General features: G+C 64.1%; 15 protein-coding genes and 1 pseudogene. 3 read left to right on the top strand and 13 right to left on the bottom strand.

Annotation, left to right across the window (positions count from 1 at the left end; genetic code table 11):
* Positions 1–129: 129 nt before the first annotated feature.
* The 4 genes from pheT to rpmI all read right to left on the bottom strand — a co-directional run bounded on the left by pheT (position 130) and on the right by rpmI (position 4565).
* Positions 130–2547, bottom strand: a complete 2418-nt coding sequence (gene pheT, locus K1177_RS16115) for a phenylalanine--tRNA ligase subunit beta (protein WP_224704749.1) — start codon at positions 2545–2547, stop codon at positions 130–132.
* A 66-nt stretch (positions 2548–2613) separates the two neighbouring features.
* Positions 2614–3744 (bottom strand): phenylalanine--tRNA ligase subunit alpha, encoded by a 1131-nt coding sequence (gene pheS / locus K1177_RS16110; RefSeq protein WP_224704746.1) that lies wholly within the window; start codon positions 3742–3744, stop codon positions 2614–2616.
* Positions 3745–3942: 198 nt separating this feature from the next.
* Positions 3943–4344 (bottom strand): 50S ribosomal protein L20, encoded by a 402-nt coding sequence (gene rplT / locus K1177_RS16105; protein WP_224704737.1) that lies wholly within the window; start codon positions 4342–4344, stop codon positions 3943–3945.
* 20 nt (positions 4345–4364) lie between these two features.
* A complete protein-coding gene (rpmI, locus tag K1177_RS16100) occupies positions 4365–4565 on the bottom strand; it encodes a 50S ribosomal protein L35 (RefSeq protein ID WP_035099236.1) in 201 nt (66 codons plus the stop codon).
* 270 nt (positions 4566–4835) lie between these two features.
* On the opposite strand from rpmI, the gene K1177_RS16095 reads away from it, so the two are divergent.
* Positions 4836–5150: a hypothetical protein gene (locus tag K1177_RS16095; protein WP_224704728.1), complete on the top strand. Its 315-nt coding sequence runs from the start codon at positions 4836–4838 to the stop codon at positions 5148–5150.
* A 60-nt stretch (positions 5151–5210) separates the two neighbouring features.
* Here K1177_RS16095 and K1177_RS16090 read toward each other — a convergent pair whose 3' ends face one another.
* Positions 5211–6044, bottom strand: a complete 834-nt coding sequence (locus K1177_RS16090; protein ID WP_224704727.1) for a glycosyltransferase family 2 protein — start codon at positions 6042–6044, stop codon at positions 5211–5213.
* 116 nt (positions 6045–6160) lie between these two features.
* On the opposite strand from K1177_RS16090, the gene K1177_RS16085 reads away from it, so the two are divergent.
* Entirely contained in the window at positions 6161–6580 is a 420-nt protein-coding gene (locus tag K1177_RS16085; protein ID WP_224704725.1) for an Hsp20 family protein, read from the top strand.
* Positions 6581–6594: 14 nt separating this feature from the next.
* Positions 6595–6882, top strand: a complete 288-nt coding sequence (locus K1177_RS16080; RefSeq protein ID WP_224704723.1) for a DUF1150 family protein — start codon at positions 6595–6597, stop codon at positions 6880–6882.
* Between the two features lie 76 nt (positions 6883–6958).
* Here the strand turns inward: K1177_RS16080 and K1177_RS16075 are convergent, their stop codons facing one another.
* The 8 genes and pseudogenes from K1177_RS16075 to lnt form a co-directional block, all read right to left on the bottom strand.
* The gene (locus K1177_RS16075) at positions 6959–7426 is read right to left on the bottom strand and encodes a PTS sugar transporter subunit IIA (protein WP_224704721.1); all 468 of its coding nucleotides are present in this window, start codon (positions 7424–7426) and stop codon (positions 6959–6961) included.
* Between the two features lie 46 nt (positions 7427–7472).
* Positions 7473–8045 carry a ribosome hibernation-promoting factor, HPF/YfiA family gene (gene hpf, locus K1177_RS16070; RefSeq protein WP_224704719.1) on the bottom strand — a complete coding sequence of 191 codons (573 nt, stop codon included), beginning with the start codon at positions 8043–8045 and terminating at the stop codon, positions 7473–7475.
* Between the two features lie 240 nt (positions 8046–8285).
* The gene (rpoN, locus tag K1177_RS16065; protein WP_224704717.1) at positions 8286–9797 is read right to left on the bottom strand and encodes an RNA polymerase factor sigma-54; all 1512 of its coding nucleotides are present in this window, start codon (positions 9795–9797) and stop codon (positions 8286–8288) included.
* 146 nt (positions 9798–9943) lie between these two features.
* A pseudogene (gene lptB, locus K1177_RS16060) lies at positions 9944–10675 on the bottom strand (LPS export ABC transporter ATP-binding protein); the annotation flags it as partial.
* Positions 10676–10695: 20 nt separating this feature from the next.
* A complete protein-coding gene (locus K1177_RS16055; RefSeq protein ID WP_224704715.1) occupies positions 10696–11148 on the bottom strand; it encodes an LptA/OstA family protein in 453 nt (150 codons plus the stop codon).
* The gene (locus K1177_RS16050; RefSeq protein ID WP_224704713.1) at positions 11145–11798 is read right to left on the bottom strand and encodes a hypothetical protein; all 654 of its coding nucleotides are present in this window, start codon (positions 11796–11798) and stop codon (positions 11145–11147) included. Before K1177_RS16050 ends, K1177_RS16055 begins: the two co-directional genes overlap by 4 nt.
* The gene (locus tag K1177_RS16045) at positions 11798–12415 is read right to left on the bottom strand and encodes a ribonuclease D (protein WP_224704711.1); all 618 of its coding nucleotides are present in this window, start codon (positions 12413–12415) and stop codon (positions 11798–11800) included. The genes K1177_RS16050 and K1177_RS16045 overlap by 1 nt, the downstream gene beginning before the upstream one ends.
* 90 nt (positions 12416–12505) lie before the next feature.
* Positions 12506–14116: an apolipoprotein N-acyltransferase gene (gene lnt / locus K1177_RS16040; RefSeq protein WP_224704709.1), complete on the bottom strand. Its 1611-nt coding sequence runs from the start codon at positions 14114–14116 to the stop codon at positions 12506–12508.
* Positions 14117–14168: the final 52 nt, after the last annotated feature.

The following is a 14168-nucleotide window of genomic DNA, read 5'->3' as shown; positions in this document are numbered from 1 at the left end:
CCGTCATTGCCCGGCTTGTCCGGGCAATCCACCACCGAACGCAGATGCCCACGCCGATGGATCACCCGGACAAGCCGGGTGATGACAGTAGTGGGTGGGCACCATGGTGCCAGGCGCGGCGGACCGGTGTCAGGCCCGCAGGACGCCGCCGGTGGATTTGGTGACGGCGGCGATGATAGCGGCGGAGACCTTGTCGATGTCTTCGTCGGTCAGCGTCTTGTCGAGCGGCTGCAGCGTCACGGCGATGGCGACGGACTTCTTGCCCTCGCCAACATGGCTGCCGGCGAAGACGTCAAAGATCGTCACGTCCTTGATGAGTGCCTTGTCGGCGCCGCGCGCGGCCTTGAGGATCACCGCGGCGGTGACCGACTGATCCACGACAAAAGCGAAGTCGCGGCTGAGCGGCATGAGCTGGGACAGGGCCAGGGCCGGCTTGGTGCGCGTCGGCTTGCGGCGCGGCTCGGGCAGCGCGTCGAGATCGATCTCGAAGGCCGCGACAGGGCCGGTGATATCGAGCTCGGCGGCAAAGGCCGGGTGCAGCTCGCCGAACCAGGCAATGGTCTTGGGGCCCTGGGCAATGCGGCCGCCGCGCCCAGGATGGCTCCAGGGGGCGGGCTCGGCCAGGATCTGCATCTTGTCGATGTCATAGCCCAGCGCATCGAGCGCGGCGCCGAGATCGGCCTTGGCATCATAGACGCCAACCGGCGCGGCCTTGGCCGCCCAATGGCGGCCTGAACCGGAAAGACCCGCGCTGCCGGTGCGAATGCCGGTGGCATGGGTGTGCTGGCCTTCGGGCGCATCGGAGAGGAACACCTGGCCGACTTCGAACAGGGCCAGATCGGCAAGGCCGCGATTGGCATTGCGGCGGGCGGCCGCGAGCAGCCCCGGCAGCAGGGAGGGCCGCATGTCGGTCATGTCGGCGGCAATGGCATTGGCCAGCTGCAGGCTCTCCTGACCACCGCCGAAGCGGGTGGCTTCGGCATGGCTGATGAAGCTCCAGGTAACGGCTTCATCAAGCCCGCGCGCGGCCAGCGCCCGGCGCACGATGCGGCGGCGGTTCTGGATGGTGGTGAGCATGCGCGGGGCGACATGGGAGAGGCGCGGCAGCGGCTCGACCGGGACATTGTCGACACCCACCATGCGCATGATCTCTTCGACCAGATCGGCCTTGAGGGTGACGTCCGGGCGCCAGCTCGGCACCTTGACCGAGAAGCTTTCGCCCTTGGGCGTCACGGTGAAGCCGAGACGGGTGAGGATGGCGGTCGCCACCATGGGCTCGACATCAAGGCCGGTGAGGCGGCGCACTTCGGACAGCGGGAAGTCGATGGTGGTGTCGGGATAGACGTCCTCGCCCGAAAACACCGGCTCCATGGCCTCGCCGCCGCAGAGCTCGAGCACGAGGCGCGTGGCCAGTTCGAGGCCGGGATCGGTGAGGGCCGGATCGACATGGCGCTCGAGGCGATAGCGGGCGTCGCTGACAATGCCGGTCTTGCGGCCGGTGCGAGCGATGAGATCGGCATCCCAGCTGGCGCATTCCATGAACACATTGACCGTGCCGTCGGTGACGCCGGAGCGGATGCCGCCCATGATGCCACCCAGGCAGAGCGGGCCGGTATCGTCGGCGATGACGGTCATGGTCTCGTCGAGGGTATAGACCTTGTTGTCGAGCGCATCGAAGCTCTCGTTGCGGGCATTGCGCAGCACGGGCTGGCCATTGAGCGTGTCGGCATCATAGGCGTGCAGCGGACGGCCCCAGCCGAGCGAGACCCAGTTGGTGATGTCGACAATGGCATTGATGGGCCGCAGGCCGACGGCGCGCAGCCGCTGCTGCAGCCAGGCCGGCGACGGACCGTTCCTGACGCCCTTGATATAGCGGCCGCCGAAGCGGCGGATGGCCTTGGGCTCATCGGCGCCAAACTGGTGCGGCAGCGGCGCAATGGGGCTCTTGCCCTTGGAGGGCACCGGGCTCGTGTCGGTGGCTTTGAGCGTGCCCAGGCCATAGGCGGCCAGATCGCGCGCAATGCCATAGACGCCGGTGGCGTCGCCGCGATTGGGGGTGATGGAAATGTCGAACACCACGCCATCAATGCCGGCATAGGCGGGATAGCTGACGCCGATGGGCGCATCGGCGGGCAGCTCGATGATGCCGTCATGATCCTCGGACAGTTCCAGCTCGGCATTGGAGCAGAGCATGCCATTGCTGACCTGCCCGCGGATATTGCCCTTGCCGATGGTCATGTCCTTGCCCGGGATATAGGTGCCGGGGAAGGCGAAGACGGTCTTGAGGCCCTTACGGGCATTGGGGGCGCCGCAGACGACGTCGATCAACTCGCCGGTGCCGGCATCGACCTTGCAGACGCGCAGCTTGTCGGCATTGGGATGCTGCTCGGCCGAAACGACATGGGCGGTGACGAAGCTCTTGAGCGCCTTGCCCTGATCTTCGACGCCTTCCAGTTCGAGCCCGATGAGCGTCAGCGTCGTGCCGATCTCGTCGGCCGAAGCGTCGGTATCGAGGTGCTCCTTGAGCCAGTCGAGGGTGAATTTCATATCTATCGCCTTTAGTGGAAGTCAGGTGTGCTGCGCGCAGGGGCTGCAGGGCATGGGAAAGCGGGCTTAGCTGCTCAGGCCGCCGAAGAGCGTCGGCAGGTCGAGCGGGCGGAAGCCGTAGTGATCGAGCCAGCGCTGGTCGCCGTCGAAGAAGGCGCGCAGGTCGGGCATGCCGTATTTGAGCATGGCGATGCGGTCGATACCCATGCCCCAGGCAAAGCCCTGGTAGACATCGGGATCGAGCCCGGCGTTGGCGATGACATTGGGATGGACCATGCCGCAGCCCAGGATCTCGAGCCAGTCATTGCCTTCGCCGATCTTGACCTCGGAGCCCGAGCGATCGCACTGCACGTCCACTTCCATGGACGGCTCGGTGAAGGGGAAGAAGCTGGGGCGGAAGCGCAGCGTGACATTGGGCACTTCAAAGAAGGCCTTGAGGAATTCCTCGAGCACCCAGCGCAACTGGCCGATGTGGCTGGACTTGTCGATGACAAGGCCCTCGACCTGGTGGAACATGGGCGTGTGCGTCTGGTCGCTGTCATTGCGATAGGTGCGGCCGGGAATGACCACGCGGATCGGCGGATCCATGGCGGGGGTCATATAGGCAGCAGCCGGCTTTTCATTGGTCTTTTGCATGACGCGGACCTGCACCGGGGAGGTGTGGGTACGCAGCACCTTTTTGACCCCATCGGCACCGGGCTTCATGAAGAAGGTGTCGTGCATCTCGCGCGCCGGATGCCCCTCGGGGAAATTGAGCGCGGTGAAGTTGAAATAATCGGTCTCGATATCGGGACCTTCGGCGATGGAGAACCCCATGTCTGAAAAGATCGCCGTGATCTCGTCGATGGTCTGGCTGATGGGGTGAATGCGGCCGCGGGCGGTGGGCGCGGGCTGCAGCGGCAGGGTGACATCGAGCGTTTCGGCCTTGAGGCGGGCGTCGAGGGCCGCGGCCTTGAGGGCGGTCGACTTGTCCTCGATGAGCCCGGCGATCTCGGTCTTGAGGCCATTGATGGCGGGGCCGGCGCTCTTGCGTTCATCGGGGGCCATGCTGCCCAGCGAGGCCAGCAGCGCGGAAACACTGCCCTTCTTGCCCAGGGCGGCGACGCGGACGGTATCGAGCGCAGCCTCATCGGCGGCGGCAGCGATGGCGGCGCCCAGTTCGGCGCGCAGGGTGGCGATCTGGTTCTCGAGGGACATCAGAAACTCTCAGTGGGCCTTATCCAGCGGCCGCCCAAAGGGGCGGCTTGGCAGGAGCGGGGTGACCGACCTCGTGGTTCGACAGGCGCGCCATGAGGTCTAAAGGAAATGCAGTGGCTTTAGAGCAAAACAAAACGCCCCGCGCCAGCCCAAAGGGCGGCGCAAGGCGCTATTTTGACCTCAGCAGAGCTGGGAGTGTTAGGCGGTGACGCGGGCGTGGGTGGTAGCGTCCACGCCTTCCAGATACGCCAGGGCAGCCTTGGCCTTTGCGACCAGCACGCCGAACGCTTCGGGCTGGGTGATCGCGAGATCGCTCAGCACCTTGCGGTCAACGGCAACCTCAGCCTTGCTGAGGCCGTCGATAAATCGACCATAGGTCAGCCCGTGATCACGGACGGCAGCGTTGATGCGCTGGATCCACAGGGCGCGGAAGTTGCGCTTCTTAACGCGACGATCGCGGTAAGCGTACTGGCCGGCCTTTTCGACGGCCTGCTTGGCGATACGGATCGTCGACTTGCGGCGGCCATAATAGCCCTCCGCAGCCTTCAAAACCTTCTTGTGACGGGCGTGATTGGTAACGCCTCTTTTAACGCGTGACATGTGTCAGCTTCCTTTCAGCGTTAGCGGTTGTACGGCATGTACCACTTCACCAGACCCTCGTCGCCCTTGGACAGGATCTTGGTGCCGCGGTTGGTGCGGATGTACTTGGCATTGTGGTTGATCAGGCGGTGGCGCTTGCCGGCGACGCCTGCCTTGACACGACCGGTCGCTGTGAAACTGAAACGCTTTTTGGCGCCAGATTTCGTCTTCATCTTGGGCATTTTGCGGGTCCTTGTAAGAAACTTGGATGGATTTGGGCCCATCGCATTCAGAGATCGCCACGGCATGCCTTTTGGCCGGGCGATCCGGAGAAGTGGGCTCTATAGGAGCAAAGCGCCCGGCTGGCAAGGGGTTTGGCGGAGCTGAAAACCATTGAGTTGCAGCGGTCCGTTCAGTTTTCTGCAACAGCGGTGAAACTTATCCGGACCAGCTTGCGTAGTTTCCTACAGCTCGGGACGACAGCGAGCGCAAAATACCGAAAGGAATAGATTATGAAAATGTTCAAGATCATCGCCATCACCGCCACCCTGCTTGCCGGCGCTTCGGCCGCTTCCGCGAGCCCCTACAACGTCATGGGCGGCGTCGAATCGCTGAGCGCCATCCAGGAAGCCACCACGGCCAATGTGCAGAAGCTGGGCGGTGGCCAGGCCCTGTCGCTTCGTGGCGACAATGACGTGGCCTCGGTGCAGGCCAACATCAAGAACAACAAGTGGCTGGTCGAATCCATCGAACGCCAGGGCTACTCGGTTGACCAGATCGTGGGTGTCAGCGGCGAGCAGAACAGCCTGACCCTCTACGCCCTGTAAGAGCTTTCCACAGCGTCCTCCCCGTTGTGACGATGGCCGGCCCCTCGGGGCCGGCCTTTTCTATTGGAGGCGCGGCTGGAGATGATCCTCGAACAGCAGGCCCGGCCGGGCGGCCAGCGCCGCCCCATATTCCGCCTCGGCGCCGAGCGAGATCTCGAGAAATCCGACGAGTCCGGCGACGTCGGACGCGGGCAGGCCATAGGCACCCTCGCGCAGACGATCAAGCAGAGTGGTCTTGGAGGCGATCATGCCGGCGGCGACATTGGCGCCATTACTCATCGAGCTGGCGCGCTTGATGTAGTCGTGCAACGGCGCACCAAGGTGGAATGAGCTGCCGACGGGGCCATAGAGCTGCAGCAGCAGCTCGAGGTCGGTCATGTTGCTCATGGTCACATCATAGCGGGCATCGGTGCGCCGCCTGTCCCAGACCACCATGGAATCCATCGAGAGGCTGACGAATTTGTGCTGGCCGGGTGTCAGCACGCGGTCCGGACCGTCGCCAACATGGCGCAGGTGGACGAAGCTGTCGGTCATCACATCGAGGGCGCAGGTGACAATGGCATGGTCGGCAAGCGCGGCGAGCGCCAGTTCGAGCTTGCGCGGCTTGAAGCGGTCATCGGCGTCCAGGATCGCCACATAGGGCGCGGTGATGGCATCGAGCGCGACATTGCGCGCGCGCGAGGCGCCCAGGCCGATGCCGCCGCTATCGAGGAAACGGATACGGGGGTCATTGATGCCGGCGTCGGAGAGAAAGGCGGCATAGTCAAAGCCATCATCGGCGACCAGCCAGAGCTGCCAGTCGGTGCAGGTCTGGGCCAGCAGGCTGCGCACCGTGGGCACGATGGTGGCCTGGGCCTGGAACGCTGGGGTGACCACGGCAAAGGGAGCGGACATGGGCAAGGCACCGGACTTGAACCGAGTTGTGGCATGTCCCATATCTTGGGCAGACGCGCGGTGCCACTCCAATCGGGCCGCGCACGATACGTTGCTTGATCTCAAGGACGGCCTGAATGACGCGCATATCGGTGTTTTCCGCCCCCTTTCTCCTCGGCTTTGACAATTTCGAGGAGCGCGTGGACCGGCTCGCCAAGTCCGCCGATGGCTATCCGCCCTATAATATCGAGCGCCATGTGGATGCCGATGGAACCGAGAGGTTCATGGTGTCGATCGCCGTCGCCGGATTCAGCGCCCAGGAACTGGACGTGATGGCCGAGGACAACCAGATCGTGGTGCGCGGCAAGCAGAAGGACGACAGCGGGCGCCAGTTCCTGCATCGCGGCATCGCCGCCCGGCAGTTTCAGCGCGCGTTTCTGCTGGCCGATGGCATGATCGTGAAGGACGCCACGCTGGGACATGGTATGCTGGTCATCGAGATCGAGCGCCCAAAGCTGGCCAAGACCGCCCGCCGTATCGACATTCGCTCACTTTGAGGAAAGGGCCGACCATGTATGAAAAAAGAAACGACCAGGCCACCAGGGATCATGTGATCCATCCGCTCAAGTCTCTGACCCGCGCGCAGTTTGCCGCGCTGGGCGGCAATGCTGTCGCCTATACCCGCGCCGTCAGCGGCGCCGTGCTCGGCGAAATGATCGAAGACGCGACGTTTGAGCCCGAGGGCGAATACCAGCTGCTGATGTCTGCCGATGGCAAGCCGCTGCTGGTGACCGATTCCACCGAAAGCGTGACCGACTGGCTCGAAGAGACCAGCCTGGGCCTGGCGACGCTGCACTAGGCGCAGCGGCCAGCACCGGCCAAAAGAAAAACCCTCCGACCGCAAGGCCGGAGGGTCTTTGTTTGTGTGGTGATGATCAGGCCGCGTAGTGCGTGGCGACCGGCGCGGTCAGCAGCGCATGGACGCGGGTGGGATCATCGGTGCGGCGGAGATCGTCGACCACCGATTCGGTGCGCAGCAGGCGGGCGACCTTGGACAATGCCTTGAGGTGATCGGCCCCGGCCCCGGTGGGGGCCAGGAGCATGACCACCAGATCGACCGGCTGATCATCGAGCGAATCGAAGTCGATCGGCTGATCGAGGCGGGCGAACAGGGCCGTCACACCGGCCAGGCCGGCGATCTTGCCATGCGGAATGGCGATTCCATTGCCGAGACCTGTCGAACCGAGCTCCTCGCGACCGACGATGGCGGAGAGGATTTCGGCTTGGGGGCTGCCGGTCAATTCGGCAGCCCGTTCGGCAAGTAGTTCAAACAATTGGCGTTTCGTTTCTACGCCCGTACAGCAAAGCACAGCACGCTCAGCCAGGATATCGGCCAATTCCATACAATTCGCCCTGAAATCAATCATACAATTGTCGGCGCGGCAGCCGTCAATTGGCTCCGAGGGCCGGATCAATCCAGCCTATATTGCCGTCGGAGCGGCGGTAGACCACATTGAGCCCGCCATGTCCAGCGTGACGGAACATCACAACCTGGCCACCACTGAGATCGAGCTCCATGACGGCCTCTTCGACACTGAGCTGGCGCAGGTTCTTGGTGGTTTCGGCAATGACAGCGGGCGCATAGTCGGCGTCGAGCTCGTCATACTGGTCGCCCGAGTCGAAAACGGTGTACTGCGCCAGCAGCTCGCCATCGCCATTGGCACCGCGACGGTGCTGCTTGAGCTTGCGGTTGTAGCGGCGCAGACGCTTTTCGATATTGAGCGCCATGACTTCATAGGCGGCGGTGGCGTCGCCACCCTGGGCGCTGGCCTGCAAGGTCGCGCCGGAATCGAGATGCACCACGCAGTCGGCGCGGAAGCCAATGCCATCGGGGGTGAGGGTCAAATGTCCGTCATAACCGCCGTCGAAATATTTGCCGACGACAGCCTCGAAATGCTCCTCCGCCTTGCCGCGGAGTGCATCGCCAACATCCATGTTCTTTCCCGAAACGCGTAAGGTCATGGCTTCCTCTTTCTTTCTCGTCGTTGTTCGACGCGAGAGCTGCCGAAAGCCGGATTGCGGACATCGGGTCTCGCGCCTGTTGCCTACCCCCTGGATGTGGGTATGCAACTGCTGCAATGCTAGACCTGCGTCCAACGCAGGCGCAATGCGCAACAACCGGTTGTGGTTCGTTTATCCTTTGGACTTCGCCCGAAATTGGCCTTAACTTTCGCGGGCGGAATTCCCGGCAGGCTGGCTGATTCAGGCCATGCGCTCGAGATTTTTCATCTGGCGGCGCCGGATGACCGAGGACGGGATGTTCATGGCCTCGCGGTATTTGGCCACAGTGCGCCGCGCCAGATCGATTCCCTGCTCCTGCTTGAGCATTTCGGCGATGGTATCGTCGCTGAGCACATCGGTGACCACTTCGGCGGCGATGAGCTGGCGTATGCGGTGTCGCACGGCCTCGGCCGAGTGATCGACGCCACCGTCGCTGGAAGCGATGGCGGTGGTGAAGAAGTACTTCATTTCATAAAGGCCACGCGGGGTAGCGATGTATTTGTTGGCCGTGACGCGGCTGACGGTGGATTCATGCATGTCGATGGTTTCGGCGACCATGCGCAGGGTCATCGGCTTGAGATGGGCGATGCCATGGGTGAGGAAGCCATCCTGCTGGCGCACGATCTCGCTGGCGACCTTGAGAATGGTCTGGGCGCGCTGGTCGAGAGATTTGGTCAGCCAGTTGGCCGTCGACAGGCTGTCTGAGAGAAAGGCCTTTTCTTCCGGGTTCCGCGTCTTCTTGGACACGGTGGCATAGTAGACGCGGTTGATCAGCACGCGCGGCAGCACTTCGGTGTTGAGCTCGACCTGCCAGGCGCCATCATTGCTGCGGCGCACGAAGACATCGGGCACCACGGTTTCCACCGGGCCGGAATCGAAGGCCAGGCCCGGCTTGGGATCGAGCTGGCGAATCTCGGCCAGCATGTCGGTGAGATCCTCGCGGTCGCAGCCCACGGCGCGCATCAGGCCCAGCATGTCGTGCTCGGCCAGAAGCCCGATATTGTCGAGCAGGGCCTGCATCATCGGATCGAGCCGGTCGCGGTCGCGCAGCTGGATGGCCAGGCACTCCGGCACGGTGCGGGCAAAGACCCCGATGGGATCGCAGCCCTGCAGCACGCCCAGCACGGCCTCGATGTCGGCCATCTCGGCGCCCAGCTGCTCGGCCAGGGCCACGAGGTCCAGCGTCAGATAGCCGGCCTCATTGAGGCCATCGATCAGATGGCGGGCGATCAGGCGGTCTGCGGTGGTGCGCAGCAGCATATTGGCCTGGGCCTCGAGGTGCTCCCCCAGGACGGGGCGCGCGGCAACGAACTGGTCGATGTCGGGCGCCTCGCCGCCCTCGCTGGCGCCATTGCGATCGAGCCGCGAGGTGGGCACCAGCTGATCCTGGGCGCCCTGGTCGGGGAAGACATTTTCGACGGCCGTGTCATAGCCATCGGCGATGGAGGCGGCATCCTGGATGCGGTCGCCGCGATCGACAGTGTCCTCATAGGCGCTGATTTCGGTGGAGCGCTCCGGCACCTGGGCCGGTTCGGCCTCGCCGGGTTCGGGGCCATCCTCGCGCTCCAGCAACGGATTGCGCAGCAGCTCGGCTTCGACGAAATCGTTGAGTTCAAGATGGCTCAGCTGCAGCAGGCGGATCGACTGCATCAGCTGCGGCGTCAGTGTCAGACTCTGGGCCTGGCGGAATTCTAGACGCGGCGAAAGAGCCATACGGCGGAGACCTTTAGCGCAAAATCTGGCTGTTTCCAGCCACTTCCCAGCGCGGACCATGCCCCAAAATCATCTAGCGGGCAAGGTGTGGGCAAGTTTCATGCCAATTTCACGGAGCTGCGGCGCTGCAGCGCGGCGTGATGTGCTCAGATCTCGAAATTTTCGCCCAGATAGACGCGGCGGGCGTCGGGGTCGGCGCTGATGGTTTCCGGGCGCCCCTGAATCATCACCTTGCCGCCATGGATGACATAGGCGCGATCGACCAGGCCCAGCGTCTCGCGCACGGCATGGTCGGTGATCAGCACGCCAATGCCGCGCTGGGTGAGCTGGCGCACCAGGCCCTTGACCTCGGCCACGGCAATGGGATCGACGCCGGCGAAGGGCTCGTCGAGCAGCATGAAGGCGGGATCGGCGGCCAGGGCGCGGGCGATCTCGACACGGCGACGTTCCCCGCCGGAGAGGGCCAGGGCATTGGACTTGGCCAGATGCTGAATGGAAAATTCCTCGAGCAGCGAGGCCAGCCGCGCCTTGCGGGCCTTGCGGTCCGAGATGTGGTTTTCGAGCACGGCCATGATATTGCCGGTGACGGTCAGCCCCCGAAAAATCGAGGGCTCCTGGGGCAGGTAGCCGATGCCGAGCTGGCCGCGCTGGAACAGGGGCAGGCGCGTGATGTCGCGGCCATCGATCTGGATGCTGCCGGCGTCGGGTTTGACCAGGCCCATGATCATGGTGAAGACGGTGGTCTTGCCCGCGCCATTGGGGCCCAGCAGGCCGACAGCCTCGCCCCGGCGCAGGGCAATGGACACATCGCGCACCACCACGCGCTTGCCAAAGCTCTTGGCAAGGCTGTGGGCGACCAGCCAGCCGGTGCGGTCAAGACGGGCCTTGGACTCCTGGGTCATTGCGAGTTGAACACCCCGGTAACCCGACCAGACTGGCCACTGGTGAAGGTGGAGACATTGGTCTCGAGGTTCACCACCAGCTCGCTGGCATTGACCGTGCCGCCAGCGTTGACCACGACCACATCGCCGGTGAGGCGCAGCAGCTGGTCGCCGGGGGTGAAGACGGCGCGCTTGCCAGTGGCGGTCTGGTCCACGGTCTGCAGCTTGACGTCGCCGGTGGCTTCAAAGGTCTTGATGTCGCTGGTGCCGCCATCGCCATAGGTGGCCACGACCTTGGGCGCCCAGACTGTCACCGTGGGATGGACGACCACGACATTGCCGGTGAAGACCGCGGTGTGGTTGACCTCATCGAGATCGAAGAGATCGGCCGTGATATTGACCTTGTTCTGCGCCAGGGCCGGCGTTGCCAGCAGGGCCAGGGCGAGAAAAAGCAACGAGCGTAGCATCATGGTGTCTTTGATCCGGGCGTCGACGGCAGGGTGACGTTGGCGCGCGAGAATGTCCAGCGTGCGGCGGTGGTATCATAGGTCATGCCGACGCTGTCGAGCGTGGTGCCATCGGCCTGATCGACATGGACGGGGCCCTGCCCGACCAGAAGCTGGTTGGCATAGTCGAAGACGGAATCAACGATCGTGCCGGTGGTGCCGGTGGATTCCGACACATTGGCCACGCCGGGAATGGTCACCGTCTCGGCCGACATGTCGAGGGTGGAATCAACGGCCGTGATGGTGGTGGTGATGCCATCGGGCTTGCGCAGCACGAGCCGGGCATCCTTGAGGGCGATCAGTTCGGTGCTGCCGATGGCAGCCTTGGCCTGGCCGGCCCAGACGCGATAGGTGGTGCCATTGTCGAGCACGCCGGAATATTCGGGCGTGTCGATGGAGACGCTGTCGCGGGTAACGGCGATACGGCCGACGCCAAAGCGCGTGCCCAGGCTCGAGAGATAGATTTCGCCGAGCAGCGCGGCCAGCACCAGCGCACCTGCCAGCGGCACCGCCAGGCGCAGCACGCCAACGCGACGATTGCGCTTGACCAGCCCCTTGTAGATGGCGGCGCGCCGGGCCGCATCAGCGGAGAAATCAAAGCCCGTTGCTGCCATCAGCTATGCGCGAAGATGTCGACTTCGCCCCAGCCGAGAAGATCAAGCTCGCAGCGGGTGTTGAGGAACTCAAAGCAGGACTGGGCCAGGGCGGTGCGCCCCTCGCGGGCCAGCATGCGGTCCAGATGCCGGCGCAGATCGTGCAGGTGCAGCACATCGGCGGCCGCATAGTCGAGCTGGGCGTCGCTGAGCTTGTCGCTGCCCCAATCCGAACTCTGCTGCTGCTTGGAGATGTCCAGGTTCAGCAGTTCGCGGCAGAGGTCCTTGAGCCCATGCCGGTCGGTATAGGTGCGGACGAGGCGCGAGGCGATCTTGGTGCAATAGATCGGGCCCGTGACCACGCCGAAGCGCTGGCGCAGCACGGCCACGTCGAAGCGGGCATAATGAAAGATCTTGGTGACGGCCGGATCGGACAGCAGCTTGACCAGATTGGGCGCCTCGGTGGCGTCCTTGGGGATCTGCACGATATCGGCGCTGCCATCGCCGGGCGAGAGCTGGACGACGCAGAGACGGTCGCGATGGGGATCCAGACCCATTGTCTCGGTATCGATGGCGACAGCGCGGCCATCGTAATTGGACAGGTTGGGCAGATCGCCGCGATGCAGTCGGATAGCCATGGTGAACTCGTGGTTTGCCTTGCGTGGTGATGACACAGCATCAAGGCGTTGGAAAGGCATGGGCACCCGCCCTACGGCCTGCCGAGGGCCTCAGAAGGGCGATTTGCGCCGCCGGCTGCTCACAATAGCGATAGCCAGGCCAAGCAGGAGCGCGCCCAGCAGCGGCCAGTAGCGCCAGCGCGAAAAGGGCGTGGGCGGCAGGCGTTCGTCTGGCACCACATCGAGCACAGCCATCTCCAGGGGCGGCAATTGCGCCGTGATACGGCCCAGTGGATCGGTGGAAAAGGTGAGGCCGGAGTTGGCGGCGCGGATCAGGCTCATGCCCTCTTCGACAGCACGCACGCGGGCATGCAGGGCATGCTGGGCGGGGCCGATGGAATGGTCGAACCAGGCATCATTGGTGATGTTGAGGAGGTATTGCGCCGTATCGGTGTCGCCCAGATCGCCGGAGAACAGGATTTCGTAGCAGATGACGGCCAGGAACACCGGCATGCCGGGGAGGCTCATGAGCCGGCGGCGGGGATCGCCATGGGCCCAGCCTTCTGCACCGGGGACGAACTGCTTGATGCCCAATTGGGCAAAGAAGGATGAAAAGGGCAGGAACTCGCCAAAGGGCACCAGATGGGACTTGTCATAGCTGGCGATGACCTCGCCATTGGTGTCGATGGCCAAAAGGGCATTGTAGGGCGGGCCGGCGCTGGCACTGGCACCGGGCAGATAATCCTGACGCGGCGCACCAGCCAGCAAGGTGGTGCCACTGGGCAACATGCGCGCGATGCGCGCCAGGGCGTCCGGATAGGACGAGAGGAAGAAGGGCAGGCTGGATTCGGGCCAGACGAGCGTATTGATGTCGGCCAGGCCCTGGTCGGCCGGGTCCATGCGCATTTCCGACAGCATGAGCAGCCGATCAATCAGCGCGACAGGATCAGCCTTGGCCCAGTCGGCATGTTCATAGACCAGCGGCTGCACCAGGCGCATGCTGACATCGGTGCGCGGCGTGACAATGGTGCCGCTGATGCGGTTGGAGCCATAGCCGAGCTGGGCGGCAATGACGCCGATGGCGAGGAAAAACGGCAAGAGGCGCCGGTTGAGGCTGCGGCCATCGGCGGGCCAGATCAGCGCCGGCGTCATGGCCAGCAGCGCGGCCAGCAGGGTGAGGCCATAGATACCGATGACGGCAGCCAGCTGCATCATCTCATCGTTCGGCGTCAGGGCATAGCCCAAGAGGTCGAAGGGAAAGCCGGTCAGCACATGGCCGCGCGCCCATTCGGCCATGGTCAGGAAGGTGGCGAGTGTGACGATGCGCCAGGGACCGTGTGACCAGAACAGATGCGCCAGCGCGCTGGCGAGGCCCCAGAAGAAGGCGATCAGCGCCGCCAGAGCCAGAATGGCAAAGGGCATGATGACCAGCATGACGCCGCCATCGACGAAAAAGGCGGCGCCCAGCCAATGGAAAGCGACGGTGAAATAGCCCCAGCCAAAGGCAAAGCCGATGGTGAAGGCCTGACCAAACAGGCGCCGCCAGCCACGGCCGGGCGTCGCGCCATCCAGGCACCAGACCCAGATGGGGAAGGCCACGAAAATGGCAGGCAGCACGAACAGCGGCGGTACCGACAGGCCGGCAATGGCGCCGGCCAGCACGAGCAGCAGAAAACGGCGCCAGCCATGGCTGAGCATGGCGGTTTCGGCAAGCCAGGTCATGGCCGGGCACTCGGCGAATCAGGGCGCATGCGGCCAAGCTGGCCGGTGGGAC

It is taken from the genome of Devosia aquimaris (assembly GCF_020169335.1).
Lineage (GTDB): Bacteria > Pseudomonadota > Alphaproteobacteria > Rhizobiales > Devosiaceae > Devosia > Devosia aquimaris.
The sequence above is the reverse complement of the archived record's forward strand: the minus strand, read 5'-3'. Positions and strand labels throughout refer to the sequence as shown.

Coding starts and splice junctions, on each gene's coding strand:
- pheT (WP_224704749.1), bottom strand. CDS start 2,547: ATGAAATTCACCCTCGACTGGCTCAAGGAGCACCTCGATACCGACGCT.
- pheS (WP_224704746.1), bottom strand. CDS start 3,744: ATGTCCCTCGAGAACCAGATCGCCACCCTGCGCGCCGAACTGGGCGCC.
- rplT (WP_224704737.1), bottom strand. CDS start 4,344: ATGTCACGCGTTAAAAGAGGCGTTACCAATCACGCCCGTCACAAGAAG.
- rpmI (WP_035099236.1), bottom strand. CDS start 4,565: ATGCCCAAGATGAAGACGAAATCTGGCGCCAAAAAGCGTTTCAGTTTC.
- K1177_RS16095 (WP_224704728.1), top strand. CDS start 4,836: ATGAAAATGTTCAAGATCATCGCCATCACCGCCACCCTGCTTGCCGGC.
- K1177_RS16090 (WP_224704727.1), bottom strand. CDS start 6,044: ATGTCCGCTCCCTTTGCCGTGGTCACCCCAGCGTTCCAGGCCCAGGCC.
- K1177_RS16085 (WP_224704725.1), top strand. CDS start 6,161: ATGACGCGCATATCGGTGTTTTCCGCCCCCTTTCTCCTCGGCTTTGAC.
- K1177_RS16080 (WP_224704723.1), top strand. CDS start 6,595: ATGTATGAAAAAAGAAACGACCAGGCCACCAGGGATCATGTGATCCAT.
- K1177_RS16075 (WP_224704721.1), bottom strand. CDS start 7,426: ATGGAATTGGCCGATATCCTGGCTGAGCGTGCTGTGCTTTGCTGTACG.
- hpf (WP_224704719.1), bottom strand. CDS start 8,045: ATGACCTTACGCGTTTCGGGAAAGAACATGGATGTTGGCGATGCACTC.
- rpoN (WP_224704717.1), bottom strand. CDS start 9,797: ATGGCTCTTTCGCCGCGTCTAGAATTCCGCCAGGCCCAGAGTCTGACA.
- K1177_RS16055 (WP_224704715.1), bottom strand. CDS start 11,148: ATGATGCTACGCTCGTTGCTTTTTCTCGCCCTGGCCCTGCTGGCAACG.
- K1177_RS16050 (WP_224704713.1), bottom strand. CDS start 11,798: ATGGCAGCAACGGGCTTTGATTTCTCCGCTGATGCGGCCCGGCGCGCC.
- K1177_RS16045 (WP_224704711.1), bottom strand. CDS start 12,415: ATGGCTATCCGACTGCATCGCGGCGATCTGCCCAACCTGTCCAATTAC.
- lnt (WP_224704709.1), bottom strand. CDS start 14,116: ATGACCTGGCTTGCCGAAACCGCCATGCTCAGCCATGGCTGGCGCCGT.